Raw genomic sequence first — 16,600 nt, forward strand, 5'->3', positions numbered from 1 at the left:
GGCAAGGTACTTGTTGCGATCCTGCACAGGGCGAAGAGTTTATGCAATGCGCTCAATTATTTATATGATTGATTTTCCGCTTGGGTGGCTTCTACCCGTAGGGTGCGCAGGGTAGAGTTCCGTATGTCCAGTGCTGCGAATCCCATATCAAGCCGTTTGATAAAGGCGTTTTTCCTGGCCTTTCGGCGCTTTGGCGAGAAGAACGGCTTTGTCATGAGCAGCCATGTCGCCATGTCGATGATGATGGCGCTTTTTCCCTTTGTTCTGTTTACCGTGGCGCTGGCGGGCGCCTTGTCTCAGGGCTATGTGAACGACGAATTGATCGAGCTGATTTTCGGCGCGTGGCCACAGGATGTGGCTGAACCGATCGTCTCCGAGTTGCGCGCGGTGTTGCAAAGCTCTAGCTCGGGCGTGATTACCATCGGCGGTCTGTTGGCGGTCTATTTCGCTTCCAACGGAGTGGCTGCGGTTCGGTCGGCGATGAATCAGGCCTATCATGATCAGGACAGTTGGCCATTCTGGAAAACGCGGCTGCTGTGCATTGGCTTGGTCATTCTGGGCGGCGCTGCGATCCTGATCATCGCCGCGGTCGAGGTTGTCTTGCCCGTTTATACTCAGCTTGTGTCCGAGCATACGGATGTAGATGTCTCGAACTGGTTGTCGGTGGACCGTTTGCGCTGGACCTTCACCATTGCGGTTCCGGCGGGCACGATCCTGCTCGCGCATCTGATCCTGCCGACCGGTCGCCATCGGGTGACACAAATTCTGCCTGGTGTTGTGCTGACCCTTGTTCTGTTGGGGGCCGGAGGGTGGGGATTTTCCATCTATATCAGCCAATTCGCCAGCTATAGCGCCACCTATGCCGGGTTGGCGGGGGCCATGGCGGCGTTGATTTTCCTGTATCTGTGCGCGGCAATCCTGATCCTCGGTGCAGAGTATAACGGCGCTCTGATGGATATACAGCGCGACGAAGAAAGTGCTCCGGCATGAGGTGGGTGGTGCTTTTTGTTGCATTGGCCGGGGCCGCCAAGGCGCAGTCTTATGTCGGTTCGGATCAATGCACTGCCTGTCACGTGGATGAGGCTGAGGCCTGGGCGAACTCCCACCACGCGCTCGCCTGGACCGAGGTCGGGGCAGGGAAGATCGTTGCCGATTTTGATGGCACTAGCTTTGAGCATAACGGAATGTCGGTCCTGTTTGACCAAAGCGGCGGGGTCCCAACCGCCCAGGTCACTGAAAAAGACGGTGTGATAACCGAATATGACGTCCACTCGGTCGTCGGTATTGAACCTTTGCAGCAATACCTGTTTGAAACCGATCCCGGACGGCTGCAGAGTTTTGATGTGGTCTGGGACACGAAAAACAAGCGCTGGTATCACCTCTATCCGGATCAGGATTTGCCCCCTGATGACGGGCTGCACTGGACCGGGCCTTACAAGAATTGGAATGCCCGGTGCGCCGAATGCCACGCAACGGGATTTGAAAAGAACTACGACGCGCAAACCCGCAGCTACCAGTCTCGCCAAGCTGAGATCGGCGTCGGGTGTGAGGCCTGCCACGGCCCCGGCTCGGCACATATCGATTGGGTCAATGGGCGTGTATTGCCTGAAGGGGTAGGTGAGGCCGGGTTTGCCGTGTCGTGGGGCAAAGGCCAGACCGAGGCAGAAATTCAGCAATGCGCTGGGTGCCATTCCCGGCGCGAGGCGCATGAGCAGGGCAACCCTCTGCCCGGAACGCCCTATTACGACGCCTACAATCTCGCGCTTCTGCGACCGGGGGCCTATCACCCAGATGGTCAGATTCTGGATGAGGTCTATGTTTACGGATCCTTCCTGCAATCCAAGATGTACGCACAGGGCGTGGGCTGCATGAACTGCCACGAACCCCATAGCGCAACGCTGAGGGCTGAGGGCAACGGGGTCTGTACGCAATGCCATTCTCCGGCAGGCAATCCGGATTTCCCAACTCTGGCCCGCAAGGACTATGACACCCCTGATCATCACCACCACCCCGAAAACAGCGCAGGCGCACAGTGCAAGACCTGCCACATGATCGAGCGTGTCTATATGGGCGTTGACGGTCGGCGAGATCACAGTTTCCGTGTGCCGCGCCCTGATTTGGGACTTGGGCAGGACTCCTGTACTGACTGCCACACCGACAAAAACCAGCCATGGGCCGCAACGCAAATCGAGGGCTGGTTTCCGGACTCAACCCATCGCGGCCCGCATTTCGGTTCGGTGTTCGCTCCGGCAATGGCGGGGCAGGCGGACAGTCCTGAAGGGCTACTGGCGATTGCCAACGATCCGTCTCAGGCCGGGATCGTGCGCGCAACAGCGGCGTATCTGCTGCAGCCCTTCGGCTCGCGTCAGGTGGCCGACGCCACGGCTAAGTTGCTGACGGATACCGATCCGCTGGTTAGGGCCAACGCTGTGACGTTGCAACGTCAGGCCTCTCCCCGCGATCAGGTGCAGCGGTTGGAACCATTGCTTTCCGACCCGCTGCGCAACGTTCGGATTTCGGCTGCGAAAGAGGTCCTGACAATCCCGCCCGAGGCGATGACCGAGGAACAGCGGATCTTGGCAGGGCAGGCCACTGCCGAGTGGCAAGGGGCAATCGCAAACCGTCTGGATTTCCCTGAAACCCATATGGTGCTGGGCGGAATGGCACTGACCTTCCGCAACGCTCCAGCAGCCGAGCGTGCCTTTCGCGAGGTTGTGACCCTCGACCCTCAGCGTTCGGAAGCCTGGCCGATGCTGGTGCAGCTGGCGCAGATCAATCGCGGGCCGCAGGCCGCGCGTGAGGTCGTGCAGGAGGGCTTGCAGCGCATTCCCAATGATCCGAACCTGCAAGAGCTGTCCCGGCAACTCGGGCCATAAGAACGGCCTTTGCGCGCCCGTTTCGCGCCATCATCCCGGCAGATTTGACCGCTAGACCTGTTTCCGAGGGTGTCAGGCCATTAGGTCGTAAAAGGTGTCACATGTCGGAACATGTTTTGAAACAGCCTGCCTCGAGGGGCAGGCAGGTCTCATTGGATCAACGGATCGCGGAACTTCGGGACCGCAAGCCGATTGACCTCAATCATGGCGAAGGGCTGATGCTGCAAGGCATCGCCGCCGCGTCGCTGCGCGAACAGCGGCTGGCCGGTCAGATCGTACTTGAAGATTAGGCGCCGCCTCGGAACCCGGTTGCAACCACGAACTTCTCGGAACTGTCCGAACGCGATGCAGGTGGTTTGACGTTGGCGACTTTCTCGAACTTCTGCTTGAGCAGCTTTTGCAGATCGCCCTCGGCGCCGCCGGCCAGAACCTTGGCCACAAAGGTGCCGCCTTCTTCCAATACATCAAAGGCAAAGTAAGCGGCGGTTTCGCACAATGCCATGATCCGCAAGTGGTCGGTCTGCTTGTGACCCGAAGACGCGGCAGCCATGTCCGACATCACAACGTCAGCCTTGCCGCCCAGCCACTCTTTGACCTTGAGGTCCGCGTCATCTTCCATGAAATCCAGCACATGAGCCGTCGCGCCTGCAACAGGTTCGACCTCCTGCAGGTCAACACCCAGAACGGTGCCAATACGCTTGCCGCTTTTCTCGCCCAAGGCATTCACCCGCTTGACCGCGACCTGCAGCCAGCCACCGGGCGCACAGCCCAGATCAACGACGCGCGCGCCGGGGACCAGAAACCGGAATTTGTCGTCCAGTTCTAGGATCTTGAACGCAGCGCGCCCACGATAGCCTTCGGCATTCGCGCGCTTGACATAGGGGTCGTTCAACTGCCGCTCGAGCCACCGGGTCGAGCTGAGCTTGCGCCCACGCGCCGTCTTCACCTTAACCTTCAGGTCGCGCTGTCCGCGGCCTGAGGTGTTTTTTCCACTCGGTGTTTTCGCCATCAGAACGGTCCGTCTTCCAATACGCCGTCCGCACTCATCTGCGCATAAAGCAGTCCTTCACGCAGTCCCCGGTCCGCCACAGACAGGCGGTCGGTGGGCCAGCAACGCAAAAGGGCCTGCAAAATGGCCGAGCCGGACATAATCAGGGCCTGCCGGTCATCCCCAATCCGAGGGTCCCGGCGTCGCCCGTGAGGGCCGAGTTCTAAATACCCGCGTATGACTTTGTCAATCTGATCGCTGGTCATGCGCAAACCGTCCACCTTGGTCCGGTCATAGCGCTTCAGGCCCAAATGCGACGCCGCAACGGTTGTCACCGTGCCGCTGGTGCCGACGATCTGAAATCCCGCTCGGGTCTGTTCGTCCTTGTAGGGGGCGAAATCAGCAAGGTTTTCCTCGAAAAACCAGCTCATCAACGCAAACCGAGCCGAGTCATCCTCAACGTCATGAAACTGGTCGCGCAAGGTTGCGACGCCCAGCGGGACGCTGATCCAGTCCACGACCTTGGCGGCCGGAAAGGGGCTGTCGGCGGTGTGAAACCCGTTATGCAGACGCATGATTGCAGCTGGCCGATCGCGGCGCGGCACAGACGAGATGTCGATCCACACCAGCTCGGTCGAGCCGCCGCCGATATCCACGACCAGCAACTGCTCGGTCTTGGTCGACACCAGCGGCGCGCAGGAGATGACGGCCAGACGGGCCTCTTCCTCGGGCTGGATGATCTCAAGGTTCAGGCCGGTTTCACGCCGCACCTGCCGGATGAAATCGCGTGAGTTCTTAGCGCGCCGACAGGCCTCGGTTGCGACTAGACGCATCCGTTTGACCTTGTTTCGTTTCAGCTTTTGCTGGCAGATTCGCAACGCCTGAACGGTGCGCGACATAGACGCCCGGGACAGCCGTCCCGTGCGTTCCAAACCCGCGCCCAACTGCACGGATTTGGAGAAGCTGTCGACCACATGGAACCCACTCCCCTTGGGTTGGGCTATCAACATGCGGCAGCTATTTGTCCCCAGATCCAACGCCGCATAGAGTGCATCTGGATCGGGTCTTGCCGGCGCGGGGCTTTCGACCGCCTTCGGGAACGCGCCCGCACCTTTGGGACGCTTGGGCGCCATTCGTAACGCCCTCCGATTTTCGAGTTAAGTTGACCCTAGGCGGGGTCTCGCCGACGCGCAAGTGATTTCAATTTTGAATTTAACGTGAGTGTCACACAGCGGTCATACTGAAATGCAATTCCCGTGCCGATCCCCATTTCGGGATTCTCTACAAGCTTACAGCCAGATACGGAGACTGCCATGAAAGATGAGCGCACCCTGTCCTTCGATGAATTTGATGAAGTCGTAAATCCGCGCCCCGAGGAATGTGAATTCGACCGCGTGGTCGAGCGCGCCTTGTCGCGACGTGGCTTTCTGGGGGGCGTTTTGGCCATGGGCAGCTTTGCTGCAGTAGGCGGCTCGCTTCTGCCCACAGGTGCGCGCGCGTCGGCGGATCGGTTCTCGTTCGAGGCGATTCCGGTCTCAACTGCCGATGAGGTGGTCGTGCCCGCAGGCTACAAGGCCGAAGTCATGGTACGCTGGGGGGATCCGCTGTGGTCCGACGCGCCTGAATTCGATCCTGCGACCCGTGGCACCGCCGCCAGCCAGGAACGCGCCTTTGGCGACAACACCGATGGTCAGGACGTTTTCTTCCATGACGGTCACGTTCTGCTGGTCGTGAACAACGAATACACCAACCGTGACATTCTGTGGGGTAACAACCCGGACGCCAAGGCGGCCTCGGACGATGATGTCGCCAAGGGCATGATGGCGCATGGTGTAACAGTGGTCGAGATTGCCAATACCGATGGCAAATGGGGCATCGTCAAAGACAGCCCGTATAACCGCCGCATCACACCGCAGACCGACATGACCATCACCGGACCGGCTGCGGGCCATGACCTGATGAAAACCGCCGCTGATCCGACCGGCACGACCTCCAAGGGGACGTGGAACAACTGCGGCAACGGAATGACGCCGTGGGGCACCTATCTGGCCTGTGAAGAGAACTTCAACGGCTACTTCTCGGCTGAAGACGAAGCGCACGAAGTCAGCGCCGAACTGAAGCGCTATGGCGTCTCGTCCAAGGATTGGGGCTATGGCTGGGCCAAGATCGACGAACGGTTCGACGTGGCAAAAGACCCCAATGAACCGAACCGCGCCGGTTACGTGGTTGAGATCGACCCGACCGATCCGACCTCGACCCCGCGCAAGCTGACCGCTCTGGGCCGCTTCAAGCACGAAAATGCTGAATCTGTGGTCAACAACGACGGTCGCGTTGTCGTCTACATGGGCGATGATGAGCGCGGCGAGTTCCTGTACCGCTTCGTTTCGGACGGTGTCTATGCGGCGGGTGTTGATACCAATGCGCTACTGGAAAACGGTACGCTGTCGGTTGCCAAGTTCAACGATGACGGCACCGGTGAATGGCTGGACCTGACGCCCGAGACAACCGGTTTGGCCTCACAGGCTGAAGTCAGCATCCACACCCGTCAGGGCGCGTCAGCCGTGGGCGCGACGACCATGGACCGCCCCGAATGGGTGGCTGCTAACCCGAACGTGGCCGAGGTTTATTGCTGTCTGACCAACAACAAGAACCGGGGCGTCAAGCCGAATGCCGGTGGGGATGACACCTCGGTCAACGGTCCGAACCCGCGCGAGGCCAACAACTATGGCCAAATCGTACGCTGGCGCCCCGAAGGTGGCGATCATACTGCGTCCGGTTTTGCCTGGGATCTGTATGTGCTGGCGGGCAACCCGAATGTCCATCAAGACACCTATGGCGGGTCGGACAACGTCAATGCCGAGAACATGTTCAACTCACCCGATGGTCTGAAATTCGACAGCAACGGCCTGCTGTGGATACAGACCGACGGCAATTATGGCAACGAAGGTGATTTCGAAGGTCAGGGCAACAACCAGATGCTGGCAGGTGACCCGGTCACCGGCGAAATCCGTCGCTTCCTGGTCGGCCCGAATGAGTGCGAGATCACCGGCCTCAGCTGGTCGCCGGATCGCCGCACCATGTTCGTGGGCGTCCAGCACCCTGGTGAGGACGGCAACAGCCACTGGCCCGAAGGCGGAGATGCCGTGCCACGTTCGGCCATCATCGCGGTCACGCGCGACGATGGTGGTTTGGTCGGCTAACGCCAAAAACGCCCTTAAAAACAAGCCCCGGACGGTATTCCCGCCCGGGGTTTTTGCTTGTGTTGAGCCATCCTCATACAAGCGTTGAAAGTTTTGATATCTGGTTTTCTGTGAAACCCGGCTAAAACCACTGTACACCGTCATAGGCAAAAAGGTCGCTTGGAAGGCGCTGGGTGTCGAAAACCGACCTCCTTAGCCCAATATAGACGTTTAGAACCGCCCCATTGGTTAGGAGGAATCACAGCTATGCCTGACGTCACCATCGTGTACTGGCGCGACATTCCCGCTCAGGTCATCGTCGGCAAAGGCCGTCGTGGCGCAAAGCGGCAGTTGGAAGAACGGTTTGAACAGGCCATCGACCGCGCCGCCATGAAGGTGAATGCCAAGGACAGTGATGCCTACCTGGCCGAATGGCGTAAAGCCGAGCCTTTCGCGGTTGAGGGCGACCCGTCCGAGATTGCCGAAGCGCAGGCTGTGCGTCTGGAAACGGAATATGATCAGGACCGCATCAAGGCACTGATCGCGAATGACGGTTGGGCATGAGCCCGAAATCTATATGGGAGGCCGCAATGGCTTTGCTGAACTTCAAGAAACGTGATGCCGCCGAAAACGGCCCTGTAAACCCGACCGTTGAAGCCTTTCTGCAGGGCTACTCGATCGAGGTGATGCCGCGCACCGCCGAAAAGGTCGAAGATTTCCGCGCGCTGCTGCCCGAAGGCACCCGTGTCTATATCGCCCATATCGAGGGCACTCCGATCGAAGACATGGTGAAAACCGCCAAGCGCATCGCCGCCGAAGGTTTCCCGGTCATGCCGCACTTCCCAGCGCGCATCATCAAGGATGCCGCAACGTTGGAGAACTGGATCTCGATGTACCAGGGCGAGGCGGGCGTTGATCAGGCGCTACTGCTGGCCGGTGGTGTGGCGAAGCCGCATGGTGATTTCGACAGCTCGATGCAATTGTTGGAGTCCGGCCTGTTCGACAAAGCCGGTTTCAAGCGCCTGCACGTTGCCGGTCACCCCGAAGGCAACAAGGACATCGACCCGGACGGCTCGACCAAGAACGTTGACGACGCGCTGCGCTGGAAGCAGAAATTCAGCGAAACCACCGACGCCGAGATGGCGCTGGCCACGCAGTTCGCATTCGACGCAAAGCCGATCATCGAATGGGCGAACGGCCTGAAAGAGGCGGGGATCGACATCCCGGTTCATATCGGTATCGCAGGCCCTGCCAAGTTGCAGACCCTGATCAAGTTCGCCATCGCTTGTGGCGTTGGCCCGTCGCTGAAAGTTCTGCAAAAGCGCGCCATGGATGTCTCCAAACTGCTGCTGCCCTATGAGCCGAATGATGTGATCACCGAGTTGGCCGAATACAAAGCGGCGAACCCGGATTTCAACATCACCAACGTACACTTCTTCCCCCTTGGCGGCATCAAGACCAACGCCAACTGGGCCATCAACAACGGCGGCGCTTCGGCGAAGCCGGTTAACGCTTAAGGAACGGACATGACCCGTACAGTCGTAGAATCAAAAACAAAAACCGCCGTTCTGGGCTTTGACGAACCGTTCTGCGTGATTGGAGAGCGGATCAACCCCACAGGCCGCAAGAAACTGGCTGCTGAGCTTGAGGCGGGCGACTTTTCGACCGTTGAAAAAGACGCGCTCGCTCAGGTTGCTGCAGGCGCGACCGTTCTGGATATCAACGCAGGCGTCGTCTACAACTCGAACCCCAACCCGAACGAGACCGAGCCGCCGCTGATGCGCCAGATCGTTGAGCTGGTTCAGGGTCTGGTTGACGTCCCTCTCTGCATTGACTCGTCGGTTCCCGGCGCGCTGGAGGCCGGTCTTGAGGCGGCTGAAGGCCGTCCGCTGCTGAACTCGGTCACCGGCGAAGAAGAGCGTCTGGAGCTGGTTCTGCCGCTGGTCAAGAAATACAACGTTCCGGTTGTTGCGATCTCGAACGACGATACCGGCATCTCGGAAGACCCCGATGTGCGGTTCGACGTGGCCAAGAAGATCGTTGAGCGCGCTGCAGATTTCGGCATCCCGGCGCATGACATCGTGGTTGACCCGCTGGTTATGCCGATCGGTGCGATGGCAACTGCTGGCCAGCAGGTCTTCGCTCTGGTCCGTCGTCTGCGTGAGGAACTGGGTGTGAACACCACCTGTGGGGCGTCCAACATCTCGTTTGGTCTGCCGAACCGTCACGGCATCAACAACGCCTTCCTGCCGATGGCGATGGGTGCTGGCATGACGTCCGCGATCATGAACCCGGTTGCTCTGCCGACGACGCAGAAGAAAATCGCCGAGAAGAAAGAAGCCGTTGCCGCAGCTGGTATCATCCTGCCCGAAGGCATGGACGATGAGGCCTTTGTTCAGATGTTCGGTCTGGGCTCGACCCAGCCGCGTGCCGGCAAGGAAATGGAGGCCATCCGTGCCGCCAACCTGCTGACCAACAACGACCCGCACGGCGGCGCATGGATCAAGTTCAACAAATCGCCTGAAGAAGCGGCTGCGGCCGGTGGAGCAGGCGGTCGTCGCGGCGGTGGCCGTCGTCGTCGCGCTTGATTTTTTGAGCTATCAGATCAAAGGCCGGGCCCTGCGCCCGGCCTTTTTCGTTTGACCCTGATCAATGCAACAAACGTGATATCGTAGAGACTGGGGTGGTCTTTTCCGCAACGATCAGGTGCTTTCATGTCCAAACATCACCCACCAAAACTGGCCGACGCAGACCTGAGTGAGAAGTTGGGCAAGAAGGACTATTTCGACAAGCTGATCGATCTACAGGCGAAACTGGCGAGTATTCAGCAAGCTTTTCTATTCCATGGAACCAAGGGCGTAATCGTCTTTGAAGGTTGGGATGCCGCTGGCAAAGGTGGCACGATCCGCCGTATCAGCCAGGCGCTTGATCCGCGCAGTTTCAAAGTCTGGCCGATAGGCGCGCCGCGCAACTACTATCTCAACCGCCACTATCTGCTGCGGTTCTGGGAGCGCCTGCCGCCCGAAGGTGCAATCTCGGCCTTTGACCGCAGTTGGTACGGGCGTGTTCTGGTGGAACGGATCGAGAAGTTCACTCCGGAGAAACGGTGGCGGGCGGGATATCGAGAGATCAACGATTTCGAGCGCATGCTTGTTGATGACGGCACCCGGATCGTAAAGCTGTTCTTTCATATCTCACAAGACGAACAAATGGCGCGTTTCACAGAACGCCTGCGCAACCCATTGAAGCGCTGGAAGCTGACTTACGAGGATTTCCGCAATCGCGAACGTTGGGACGAGGCCGGGATCGCCGTCGATGAGATGCTGGCGCGTACATCAACGGAGATTGCACCGTGGCACGTTATTCCGGCTAACAACAAAAAATCTGCGAGAATCAAAGCAATGCAAACCATCGTTGATGCGTTCTCAAAGGACATAGATCTAAACCCACAGCATTTGGACAAACGGACTTTGGACGCAGCATGCGAGGCTTTGGATGTTGACCAATCACTGATCGACTCTTTGCGGGCGCGGACAGAGTAATCCAATTTCCCAATCGAAAGGCGCTTGCAGTTCCTCAGGTGCCGATGGTATCTCAAACCTCGCGGCGGGTATGATGTAATGGTAGCCTGTCAGCTTCCCAAGCTGAACGCGCGGGTTCGATTCCCGCTACCCGCTCCAACTTCAATGTCTATTGTGAACGGCGCGCTTGCAGCAGGTTGATGGCGGCCGGGACACGCGTTCCTTCCGAAGTGAGGTACTCCTCGAACTGTAGCACAACAGTATCGACGATCGCGCGCACATCCTCTTCAGTGCCGTTGAAATGCGCGATCACACGCGCAGCAGGTCCCACACGGGTGCAGAGCAGGGCTGCGTCTTCGACAGATAGTGGCCCGTTTAGCACCAGCGAAACCGTCGTGACCTGAACATCCACCAACCCCGCTTCGGTCATCAGACCAGCGACTCTATCCTTGTCATGGAAGGCGAGCGGCCCGGGGGCATTGCGGTCAACTTTAGGCGGCTGACCCAGACGCGCTGTGGCAGCGATATGCGGGGTTTTGAACCAAGGGTTGTCAGACAAACCGCCCCAAGCGGCAAAGGTCATCTGCGCACCGGGCTTCAGGGCGCGAGCCATGTTGGCGAAGGCGACGGTCGGGTCGGCAAAGAACATGACGCCGAACCTTGAGATCATCGCGTCAATATCGCCCCGCGAAAGCTCTGTGGTCTGAGCGTCGGCGTATTGAAACGAAAGGTTGCCCAGACCAGCATTGCTGGCCCGCTGGCGCGCGCGCTCTAGAAACTGTTCCGATATGTCGATGCCGCGTACCGCACCCTCAGCCCCAACAAGCTGCGCAGCGGCCAGCGCAGATGCGCCAGTGCCACAGCCGATATCAAGAATCCTCATGCCCCGTGACAGACCAGATCGTTTCAGGACCAGTTCCAGAACGGGCTGAAACAAGGTGTCCAGCTGATCTTCAAAGGTCAGCCAGCGGGCACCCATTTCAGACTTGCCCCAGAACTCTTCCTGATCACCGTTGATGTTCAGCATCGCAGCCCCCTTTTGAGGGGAACTATGACCTCCGGCGGCGACGGCGGCCAGTCTTTTCCTCATCGCCGCCACCGGTGTTGAAGGACGGTGCGGGCAGGGTGACGACCTGAGCGAGTTCCGGGAAGGGGTCGGTTTTGTGCGGGATCGCGTTGGCGGCAACGAAGTGATCCTGAAATTTCGGTTCGATAGCGGTCTCGATCTTGGTGATCTCGCGGACGACACGCTCGATCTCGGCACGCGAGCCGATGTTGCACAGTGCAATCCGGGCGCCGGTACCAGCCGCGTTGCCCGCGCTAGAGACCTTATCGAGCGGCGCATCCGGGATCATGCCCAGAACCATCGCGTGTTTGGTCGAGATATGAGCCCCGAAGGCCCCGGCCAGAACCACGCGATCCACGCGGTCGACCTCCATCTCGTCCATCAATAGGCGCGCACCCGCATAAAGTGCCGATTTCGCCAGCTGGATGGCCCGGATATCGCCTTGGGTGACCGTGATCCGAGGGCCACCTTCCGCGCTGGAATCATGGATCAGATAGGCGTGTGTGCGCCCTTCAGGAACGCAGCGGGGCGTGCCGGTTTGCTCGGCCGATCCGATCAGGCCGCTTTCGTCCAGCAGGCCAGCGATGCGCATCTCGGCCACCGCCTCGATGATGCCAGAGCCGCAGATGCCGGTGATGCCAGTGGTGGCGATGTCCTGATCAAAGCCGTCCTCATCGGACCATTTCTCGGATCCGATCACGCGGAAGCGGGGTTCCTTGGTGACGGGGTCAATCTCGATCCGCTCAATCGCGCCGGGGGCAGCGCGTTGGCCGGAACTGATCTGCGCGCCTTCGAAGGCAGGGCCTGTGGGCGACGAGCAGGCCAGAACGCGGCTGGTGTTGCCCAGCAGGATTTCGGCATTGGTGCCCACGTCCACGATCAGCACCAGATCTTCGGATTTGCCGGGCTCTTCCGACAGGGCAACGGCGGCACAGTCGGCACCCACGTGACCGGCGATACAGGGCAGGATGTAGATCTGCGCGCGCGGGTTCATCGTGGTCAGGTCCATCTCACGCGCGGGCAGGGACATGCTCTCCGATGTCGCCAGCGCAAACGGAGCTTGCCCCAGTTCGACCGGGTCCAGACCCAGCAGCAGATGGTGCATGACCGGGTTACAAACGAACACCGTCTCAACGATCAGGCTGGCGTCAATGCCCGCTTCTTCAGCGATCGAGGTGGTCAGGTCATTGATCGCCTCACGCACGGCCTTGGTCATCTCCTGATCTCCGCCGGGGTTCATCATGGCGTAGGAAACGCGGCTCATGAGGTCTTCGCCGAAGCGGATCTGGGGGTTCATCAGGCCCGAGGATGCCTTGACCTCACCCGTCTCCAGATCGGTCAGATGCGCCGCAACCGTGGTCGAGCCGAGGTCGATGGCCAGACCATAGAGGCCCCCTTCGTGCAGGCCGGGCCAGATTTCGACGATGCGGGCCACCGGGTCCTTGTGGCCCTTGTGAACGGCGACGGTGACCTCCCATTTGCCTTTGCGCAGCACCGGTTGCAGCTTGGACATCAGGGACAGATCGGCGGTAACGGATTCGATCTTCCACTGCTCGCGCAGGGCGCGTTCCAAACGCTCCAGATCGCCGGTGGGCGAGTGCATGTCGGGTTCCTCGACCACGACGAAATACAGCCGCGTGGCCGGGTCCATGGTGATGGCGCGCGCCGCTGCGGCCTTTCGGACAACCTGACGGTGGACCTGGCTTTCGGGCGGCACGTCGATCACCACATCACCCTGAACCGAGGCCTGACAGCCCAAACGACGACCGGGTTTCAGGCCACGTTTGTCGTCATAGCGCTGCTCGACCGCGTTCCATTCGCTCAGCGCGTCTTCCGAGACGGTAACGCCGTGCTTGGGGAACTCGCCGTAGCTGGGTGTAATCTGACATTTCGAGCAGATGCCGCGCCCTCCGCAAACCGAATCCAGATCGACACCCAGCTGTCGGGCGGCGGTCAGAATCGGGGTGCCAACGGGAAAGTGCCCGCGTTTGCCCGAGGGGGTAAAGACGACAAGGGGGTCGGTGGTCATGGTCGGCCTGCCTAAATTGTGTTCGCGCGTATGCCGGGGAAGATATGAGTTTATTCACAAAGGGAAAGCCCTGACAGCGGCACGTTTTGTACAACGAGCGTCGTTTTGTGACGTGCTATTCCCAACCAAGGGCAAACAACTTGGGTTCTAGGGCTTTTCCTTCGGGTCAATCCATGCAATAGGGTCACCGCCAAACGGGCTTTTGCATGGGGTTTGATGATGCAGATTCGTGAGGCACTTACCTTTGACGACGTACTTCTTGTTCCGGGCGCATCTTCAGTGCTGCCGGCAACGGCGGATACGACGACGCGCGTGACGCGTCAGATTTCCATGAACATCCCGCTGCTCAGCTCGGCCATGGATACGGTGACCGAGGCGCGTATGGCCATCGCCATGGCGCAGGCCGGTGGGATCGGCGTGATCCATAAGAACCTCTCGGTCGAGGAACAGGCCCGCGAGGTCCGCCGTGTGAAACGGTTCGAATCCGGCATCGTCTACAACCCGGTGACGTTGCGTGCCGATCAGACGCTAGCAGACGCGCAGGCGCTGGTGCAGCGCTACAACTTCACCGGCTTTCCGGTTGTGGATGAGAAGGGCCGCGTTGTCGGCATCGTGACCAACCGGGACATGCGCTTTGCCACGTCGGATGACACGCCGATCAAGGCAATGATGACCTCGGACAATCTTGCGATGCTGCAAGAGCCCGCCGATCTGGAAGAGGCCAAATCCCTTATGCGCGCCCGCCGGATTGAAAAACTGCTGGTTGTTGATGGTGAGGGCAAGCTGACCGGTCTGCTTACCCTGAAAGACACTGAACAAGCCGTTCTGAACCCAACGGCCTGCAAGGACCACCTGGGCCGTCTGCGCGTCGCCGCCGCGACCTCGGTCGGGGATGCAGGGTTTGAGCGCTCGGAACTGTTGGTCGATTCGGGTGTCGATATTATCGTCGTCGATACCGCTCACGGCCATTCCGAAGGTGTTCTTGAGGCGGTCAAACGCGCCAAAACGCTGTCGAACGAAGTTCAGATCATTGCGGGCAATGTCGCCACCGCGGATGCTACTAAAGCGCTGATTGATGCGGGTGCGGATGCGATCAAGGTGGGCATTGGGCCAGGTTCGATCTGTACCACTCGGATGGTGGCCGGTGTCGGTGTGCCTCAGCTGACGGCAATCATGGACTGCGCCTCAGCCGCCGGAGATGTGCCGGTGATTGCCGATGGTGGTATCAAGTTCTCGGGCGATTTCGCCAAGGCCATCGCGGCGGGTGCGTCCTGCGCCATGGTCGGTTCGATGATCGCGGGTACGGATGAGAGCCCGGGCGAGGTGATCCTTTATCAGGGCCGTTCGTTCAAATCCTATCGTGGCATGGGCAGCTTGGGAGCCATGGCCCGCGGCTCGGCGGATCGCTATTTCCAGAAGGATGCCGCCAATGACAAGCTGGTGCCGGAAGGTATCGAAGGGCAGGTGCCCTACAAAGGCTCTGCCGGAGCGGTTGTTCACCAACTGGTCGGCGGTCTGCGCGCGGCCATGGGCTATACCGGCTGTGCCACGGTCGAAGAGATGCGCAAGAACTGCAATTTCGTCAAAATCACCGGGGCGGGTCTGAAAGAAAGCCACGTTCATGACGTGCAGATCACGCGTGAAAGCCCGAACTACCGGGTTATGTGATCTGGTGATCTGTTGCAGGCGGCGCCCCGACGCGGGCGCCGTTTTGCGTTCTTGGAAAACCCGACGGAGGGAAAGATGACCCCGGCAGCCCGTGTTCAGACCTCAATCGAGATCCTTGACCAAATTCTGGACGGCGCGCCCGTTGAAAAAGCCCTGACTGGGTGGGCGCGGCGCAGCCGGTTCGCAGGTTCCAAGGATCGCGCAGCGGTGCGGGATCACGTTTTTACGGCCTTGCGCTGCAAACGGTCCTTTGCGGCGCTTGGGGGGGCTGAGACGGGTCGCGGCCTGATGATCGGATCGCTGCGTGCTGCGGGGAAGGCGCCTGACACTCTCTTCACTGGCGAACGCCACGCGCCTGAGCCGATTGAAGCGTCTGAGCAGGGTCGCGGTTTCGTGTCACTGGCCGAACAGTTTGATATTCCGGACTGGCTCTGGCCCCGGTTTTCGGCGTCTTTGGGCGATGCAGCCACGGAGGCCGCGGCGGCGCTGCAAAACCGCGCTCCAGTGCATCTTCGGGTCAATTTGCGCAAGACAGACGTAGACGGCGCGACCCGTGCTTTGGAGGCTGACGGGGTTCAAACTGAACTTCATCCCGCCTGCGAGACGGCTCTTGCTGTGATTGAGGGCGCACGCAAGGTTGCGCAAAGCCGGGCTTATCTGGAGGGTCTGGTCGAGCTACAGGATGCGGCCAGTCAGGCGGTTGTGGCAGCTTTGCCCCTCAAGCCTGGTTTGCGTGTACTTGACTATTGCGCCGGTGGTGGTGGGAAATCGCTGGCCCTTGCGGCTCATCAAGGAGTCGAGGTGTTTGCGCATGACATCAACCCGAAGCGCATGCAGGACCTGCCGAACCGCGCTGACCGCGCGGGCGTAAGAGTAACCTGCTTTGAGACCGCGGAACTAGCCGGTTTCGCGCCCTTTGACATCGTACTGGTCGATGCACCTTGCTCGGGCAGTGGTTCTTGGAGGCGCGCTCCGGCCGGAAAATGGGCCCTGACCGAAGAGCGTTTGATCGAATTGACCAAGCTGCAACGTGCGATTCTGGGTGAGGTCGCGCCACTGGTTCATCCCGAGGGCCTTCTCGCGTATGCAACCTGTTCGATGCTTCAGGACGAAAACGCGCGGGTCGTCGAAAGCTTTGTGTCGGAGAACCCCGAATGGACGGCGACGCTGCAACGGAATTGGCGTGTCACGGATGGCGTTGACGGGTTTTTCACTACGCATCTCACAAAGTAGCCACTCAAAACAACCTAAGGTAGTTTTCGTAGCCCCTTAA

14 protein-coding genes and 1 tRNA gene are annotated in these 16,600 nt (G+C 59.7%); 11 read left to right on the forward strand and 4 right to left on the reverse strand.

The annotated features are described in order from the left end of the window. Nucleotides 1–123 precede the first annotated feature (123 nt). The 3 genes from ACRZ95_RS00565 (at nucleotide 124) to ACRZ95_RS00575 (ending at nucleotide 3,166) form a co-directional block, all read left to right on the forward strand. Nucleotides 124–990 (forward strand): YihY/virulence factor BrkB family protein, encoded by an 867-nt coding sequence (locus ACRZ95_RS00565; protein WP_170676017.1) that lies wholly within the window; start codon nucleotides 124–126, stop codon nucleotides 988–990. After that, on the forward strand, nucleotides 987–2,876 hold the full coding sequence (locus ACRZ95_RS00570) for a cytochrome c3 family protein (protein ID WP_170676018.1): 1,890 nt from the start codon (nucleotides 987–989) through the stop codon (nucleotides 2,874–2,876). The genes ACRZ95_RS00565 and ACRZ95_RS00570 overlap by 4 nt, the downstream gene beginning before the upstream one ends. 101 nt (nucleotides 2,877–2,977) lie before the next feature. After that, entirely contained in the window at nucleotides 2,978–3,166 is a 189-nt protein-coding gene (locus ACRZ95_RS00575; protein ID WP_170676019.1) for a hypothetical protein, read from the forward strand. Here ACRZ95_RS00575 and ACRZ95_RS00580 read toward each other — a convergent pair. Continuing rightward, nucleotides 3,163–3,885 (reverse strand): RlmE family RNA methyltransferase, encoded by a 723-nt coding sequence (locus ACRZ95_RS00580; RefSeq protein WP_170676020.1) that lies wholly within the window; start codon nucleotides 3,883–3,885, stop codon nucleotides 3,163–3,165. The two genes, ACRZ95_RS00575 and ACRZ95_RS00580, sit on opposite strands and share 4 nt — an antisense overlap. After that, entirely contained in the window at nucleotides 3,885–4,997 is a 1,113-nt protein-coding gene (locus tag ACRZ95_RS00585) for a Ppx/GppA phosphatase family protein (protein WP_170373666.1), read from the reverse strand. Before ACRZ95_RS00585 ends, ACRZ95_RS00580 begins: the two co-directional genes overlap by 1 nt. Before the next feature lie 180 nt (nucleotides 4,998–5,177). On the opposite strand from ACRZ95_RS00585, the gene ACRZ95_RS00590 reads away from it, so the two are divergent. The 6 genes from ACRZ95_RS00590 (at nucleotide 5,178) to ACRZ95_RS00615 (ending at nucleotide 10,723) form a co-directional block, all read left to right on the forward strand. Then, complete coding sequence (locus ACRZ95_RS00590; protein ID WP_170676021.1) at nucleotides 5,178–7,064, forward strand: PhoX family protein; 1,887 nt, start codon at nucleotides 5,178–5,180, stop codon at nucleotides 7,062–7,064. 246 nt (nucleotides 7,065–7,310) lie between these two features. Next, nucleotides 7,311–7,607, forward strand: coding sequence for a virulence factor (locus tag ACRZ95_RS00595; protein ID WP_170373668.1), 297 nt, complete (start codon nucleotides 7,311–7,313; stop codon nucleotides 7,605–7,607). Nucleotides 7,608–7,633: 26 nt separating this feature from the next. Then, entirely contained in the window at nucleotides 7,634–8,560 is a 927-nt protein-coding gene (locus ACRZ95_RS00600) for a methylenetetrahydrofolate reductase (protein ID WP_170676022.1), read from the forward strand. Nucleotides 8,561–8,569: 9 nt separating this feature from the next. After that, complete coding sequence (locus ACRZ95_RS00605) at nucleotides 8,570–9,631, forward strand: methyltetrahydrofolate cobalamin methyltransferase (RefSeq protein ID WP_170373670.1); 1,062 nt, start codon at nucleotides 8,570–8,572, stop codon at nucleotides 9,629–9,631. 126 nt (nucleotides 9,632–9,757) lie between these two features. Next, complete coding sequence (locus ACRZ95_RS00610) at nucleotides 9,758–10,585, forward strand: polyphosphate kinase (RefSeq protein ID WP_170676023.1); 828 nt, start codon at nucleotides 9,758–9,760, stop codon at nucleotides 10,583–10,585. Nucleotides 10,586–10,649: 64 nt separating this feature from the next. Beyond that, nucleotides 10,650–10,723 (forward strand) — tRNA-Gly (locus ACRZ95_RS00615). A gap of 10 nt (nucleotides 10,724–10,733) precedes the next feature. Here the strand turns inward: ACRZ95_RS00615 and ACRZ95_RS00620 are convergent. Continuing rightward, entirely contained in the window at nucleotides 10,734–11,654 is a 921-nt protein-coding gene (locus ACRZ95_RS00620) for a class I SAM-dependent methyltransferase (protein ID WP_480554372.1), read from the reverse strand. Beyond that, nucleotides 11,614–13,659, reverse strand: coding sequence for an ASKHA domain-containing protein (locus ACRZ95_RS00625; RefSeq protein ID WP_170676024.1), 2,046 nt, complete (start codon nucleotides 13,657–13,659; stop codon nucleotides 11,614–11,616). The genes ACRZ95_RS00620 and ACRZ95_RS00625 overlap by 41 nt, the downstream gene beginning before the upstream one ends. Nucleotides 13,660–13,878: 219 nt before the next feature. Between ACRZ95_RS00625 and guaB the strand changes: the two genes are divergently transcribed. Then, nucleotides 13,879–15,327, forward strand: coding sequence for an IMP dehydrogenase (gene guaB / locus ACRZ95_RS00630; protein WP_170659772.1), 1,449 nt, complete (start codon nucleotides 13,879–13,881; stop codon nucleotides 15,325–15,327). Nucleotides 15,328–15,402: 75 nt separating this feature from the next. Next, entirely contained in the window at nucleotides 15,403–16,560 is a 1,158-nt protein-coding gene (locus tag ACRZ95_RS00635) for an RsmB/NOP family class I SAM-dependent RNA methyltransferase (RefSeq protein ID WP_170676025.1), read from the forward strand. Nucleotides 16,561–16,600 lie beyond the last annotated feature (40 nt).

Source organism: Ruegeria sp. AI3 (assembly GCF_056541245.1).

Bases quoted from the DNA above. Each gene is read 5' to 3' on its own strand.
- ACRZ95_RS00625 (WP_170676024.1), bottom strand. From the start codon at position 13,659: ATGACCACCGACCCCCTTGTCGTCTTTACCCCCTCGGGCAAACGCGGG.
- ACRZ95_RS00600 (WP_170676022.1), top strand. From the start codon at position 7,634: ATGGCTTTGCTGAACTTCAAGAAACGTGATGCCGCCGAAAACGGCCCT.
- guaB (WP_170659772.1), top strand. From the start codon at position 13,879: ATGCAGATTCGTGAGGCACTTACCTTTGACGACGTACTTCTTGTTCCG.
- ACRZ95_RS00610 (WP_170676023.1), top strand. From the start codon at position 9,758: ATGTCCAAACATCACCCACCAAAACTGGCCGACGCAGACCTGAGTGAG.
- ACRZ95_RS00580 (WP_170676020.1), bottom strand. From the start codon at position 3,885: ATGGCGAAAACACCGAGTGGAAAAAACACCTCAGGCCGCGGACAGCGC.
- ACRZ95_RS00595 (WP_170373668.1), top strand. From the start codon at position 7,311: ATGCCTGACGTCACCATCGTGTACTGGCGCGACATTCCCGCTCAGGTC.
- ACRZ95_RS00590 (WP_170676021.1), top strand. From the start codon at position 5,178: ATGAAAGATGAGCGCACCCTGTCCTTCGATGAATTTGATGAAGTCGTA.
- ACRZ95_RS00605 (WP_170373670.1), top strand. From the start codon at position 8,570: ATGACCCGTACAGTCGTAGAATCAAAAACAAAAACCGCCGTTCTGGGC.
- ACRZ95_RS00635 (WP_170676025.1), top strand. From the start codon at position 15,403: ATGACCCCGGCAGCCCGTGTTCAGACCTCAATCGAGATCCTTGACCAA.
- ACRZ95_RS00575 (WP_170676019.1), top strand. From the start codon at position 2,978: ATGTCGGAACATGTTTTGAAACAGCCTGCCTCGAGGGGCAGGCAGGTC.
- ACRZ95_RS00570 (WP_170676018.1), top strand. From the start codon at position 987: ATGAGGTGGGTGGTGCTTTTTGTTGCATTGGCCGGGGCCGCCAAGGCG.
- ACRZ95_RS00620 (WP_480554372.1), bottom strand. From the start codon at position 11,654: ATGAGGAAAAGACTGGCCGCCGTCGCCGCCGGAGGTCATAGTTCCCCT.
- ACRZ95_RS00565 (WP_170676017.1), top strand. From the start codon at position 124: ATGTCCAGTGCTGCGAATCCCATATCAAGCCGTTTGATAAAGGCGTTT.
- ACRZ95_RS00585 (WP_170373666.1), bottom strand. From the start codon at position 4,997: ATGGCGCCCAAGCGTCCCAAAGGTGCGGGCGCGTTCCCGAAGGCGGTC.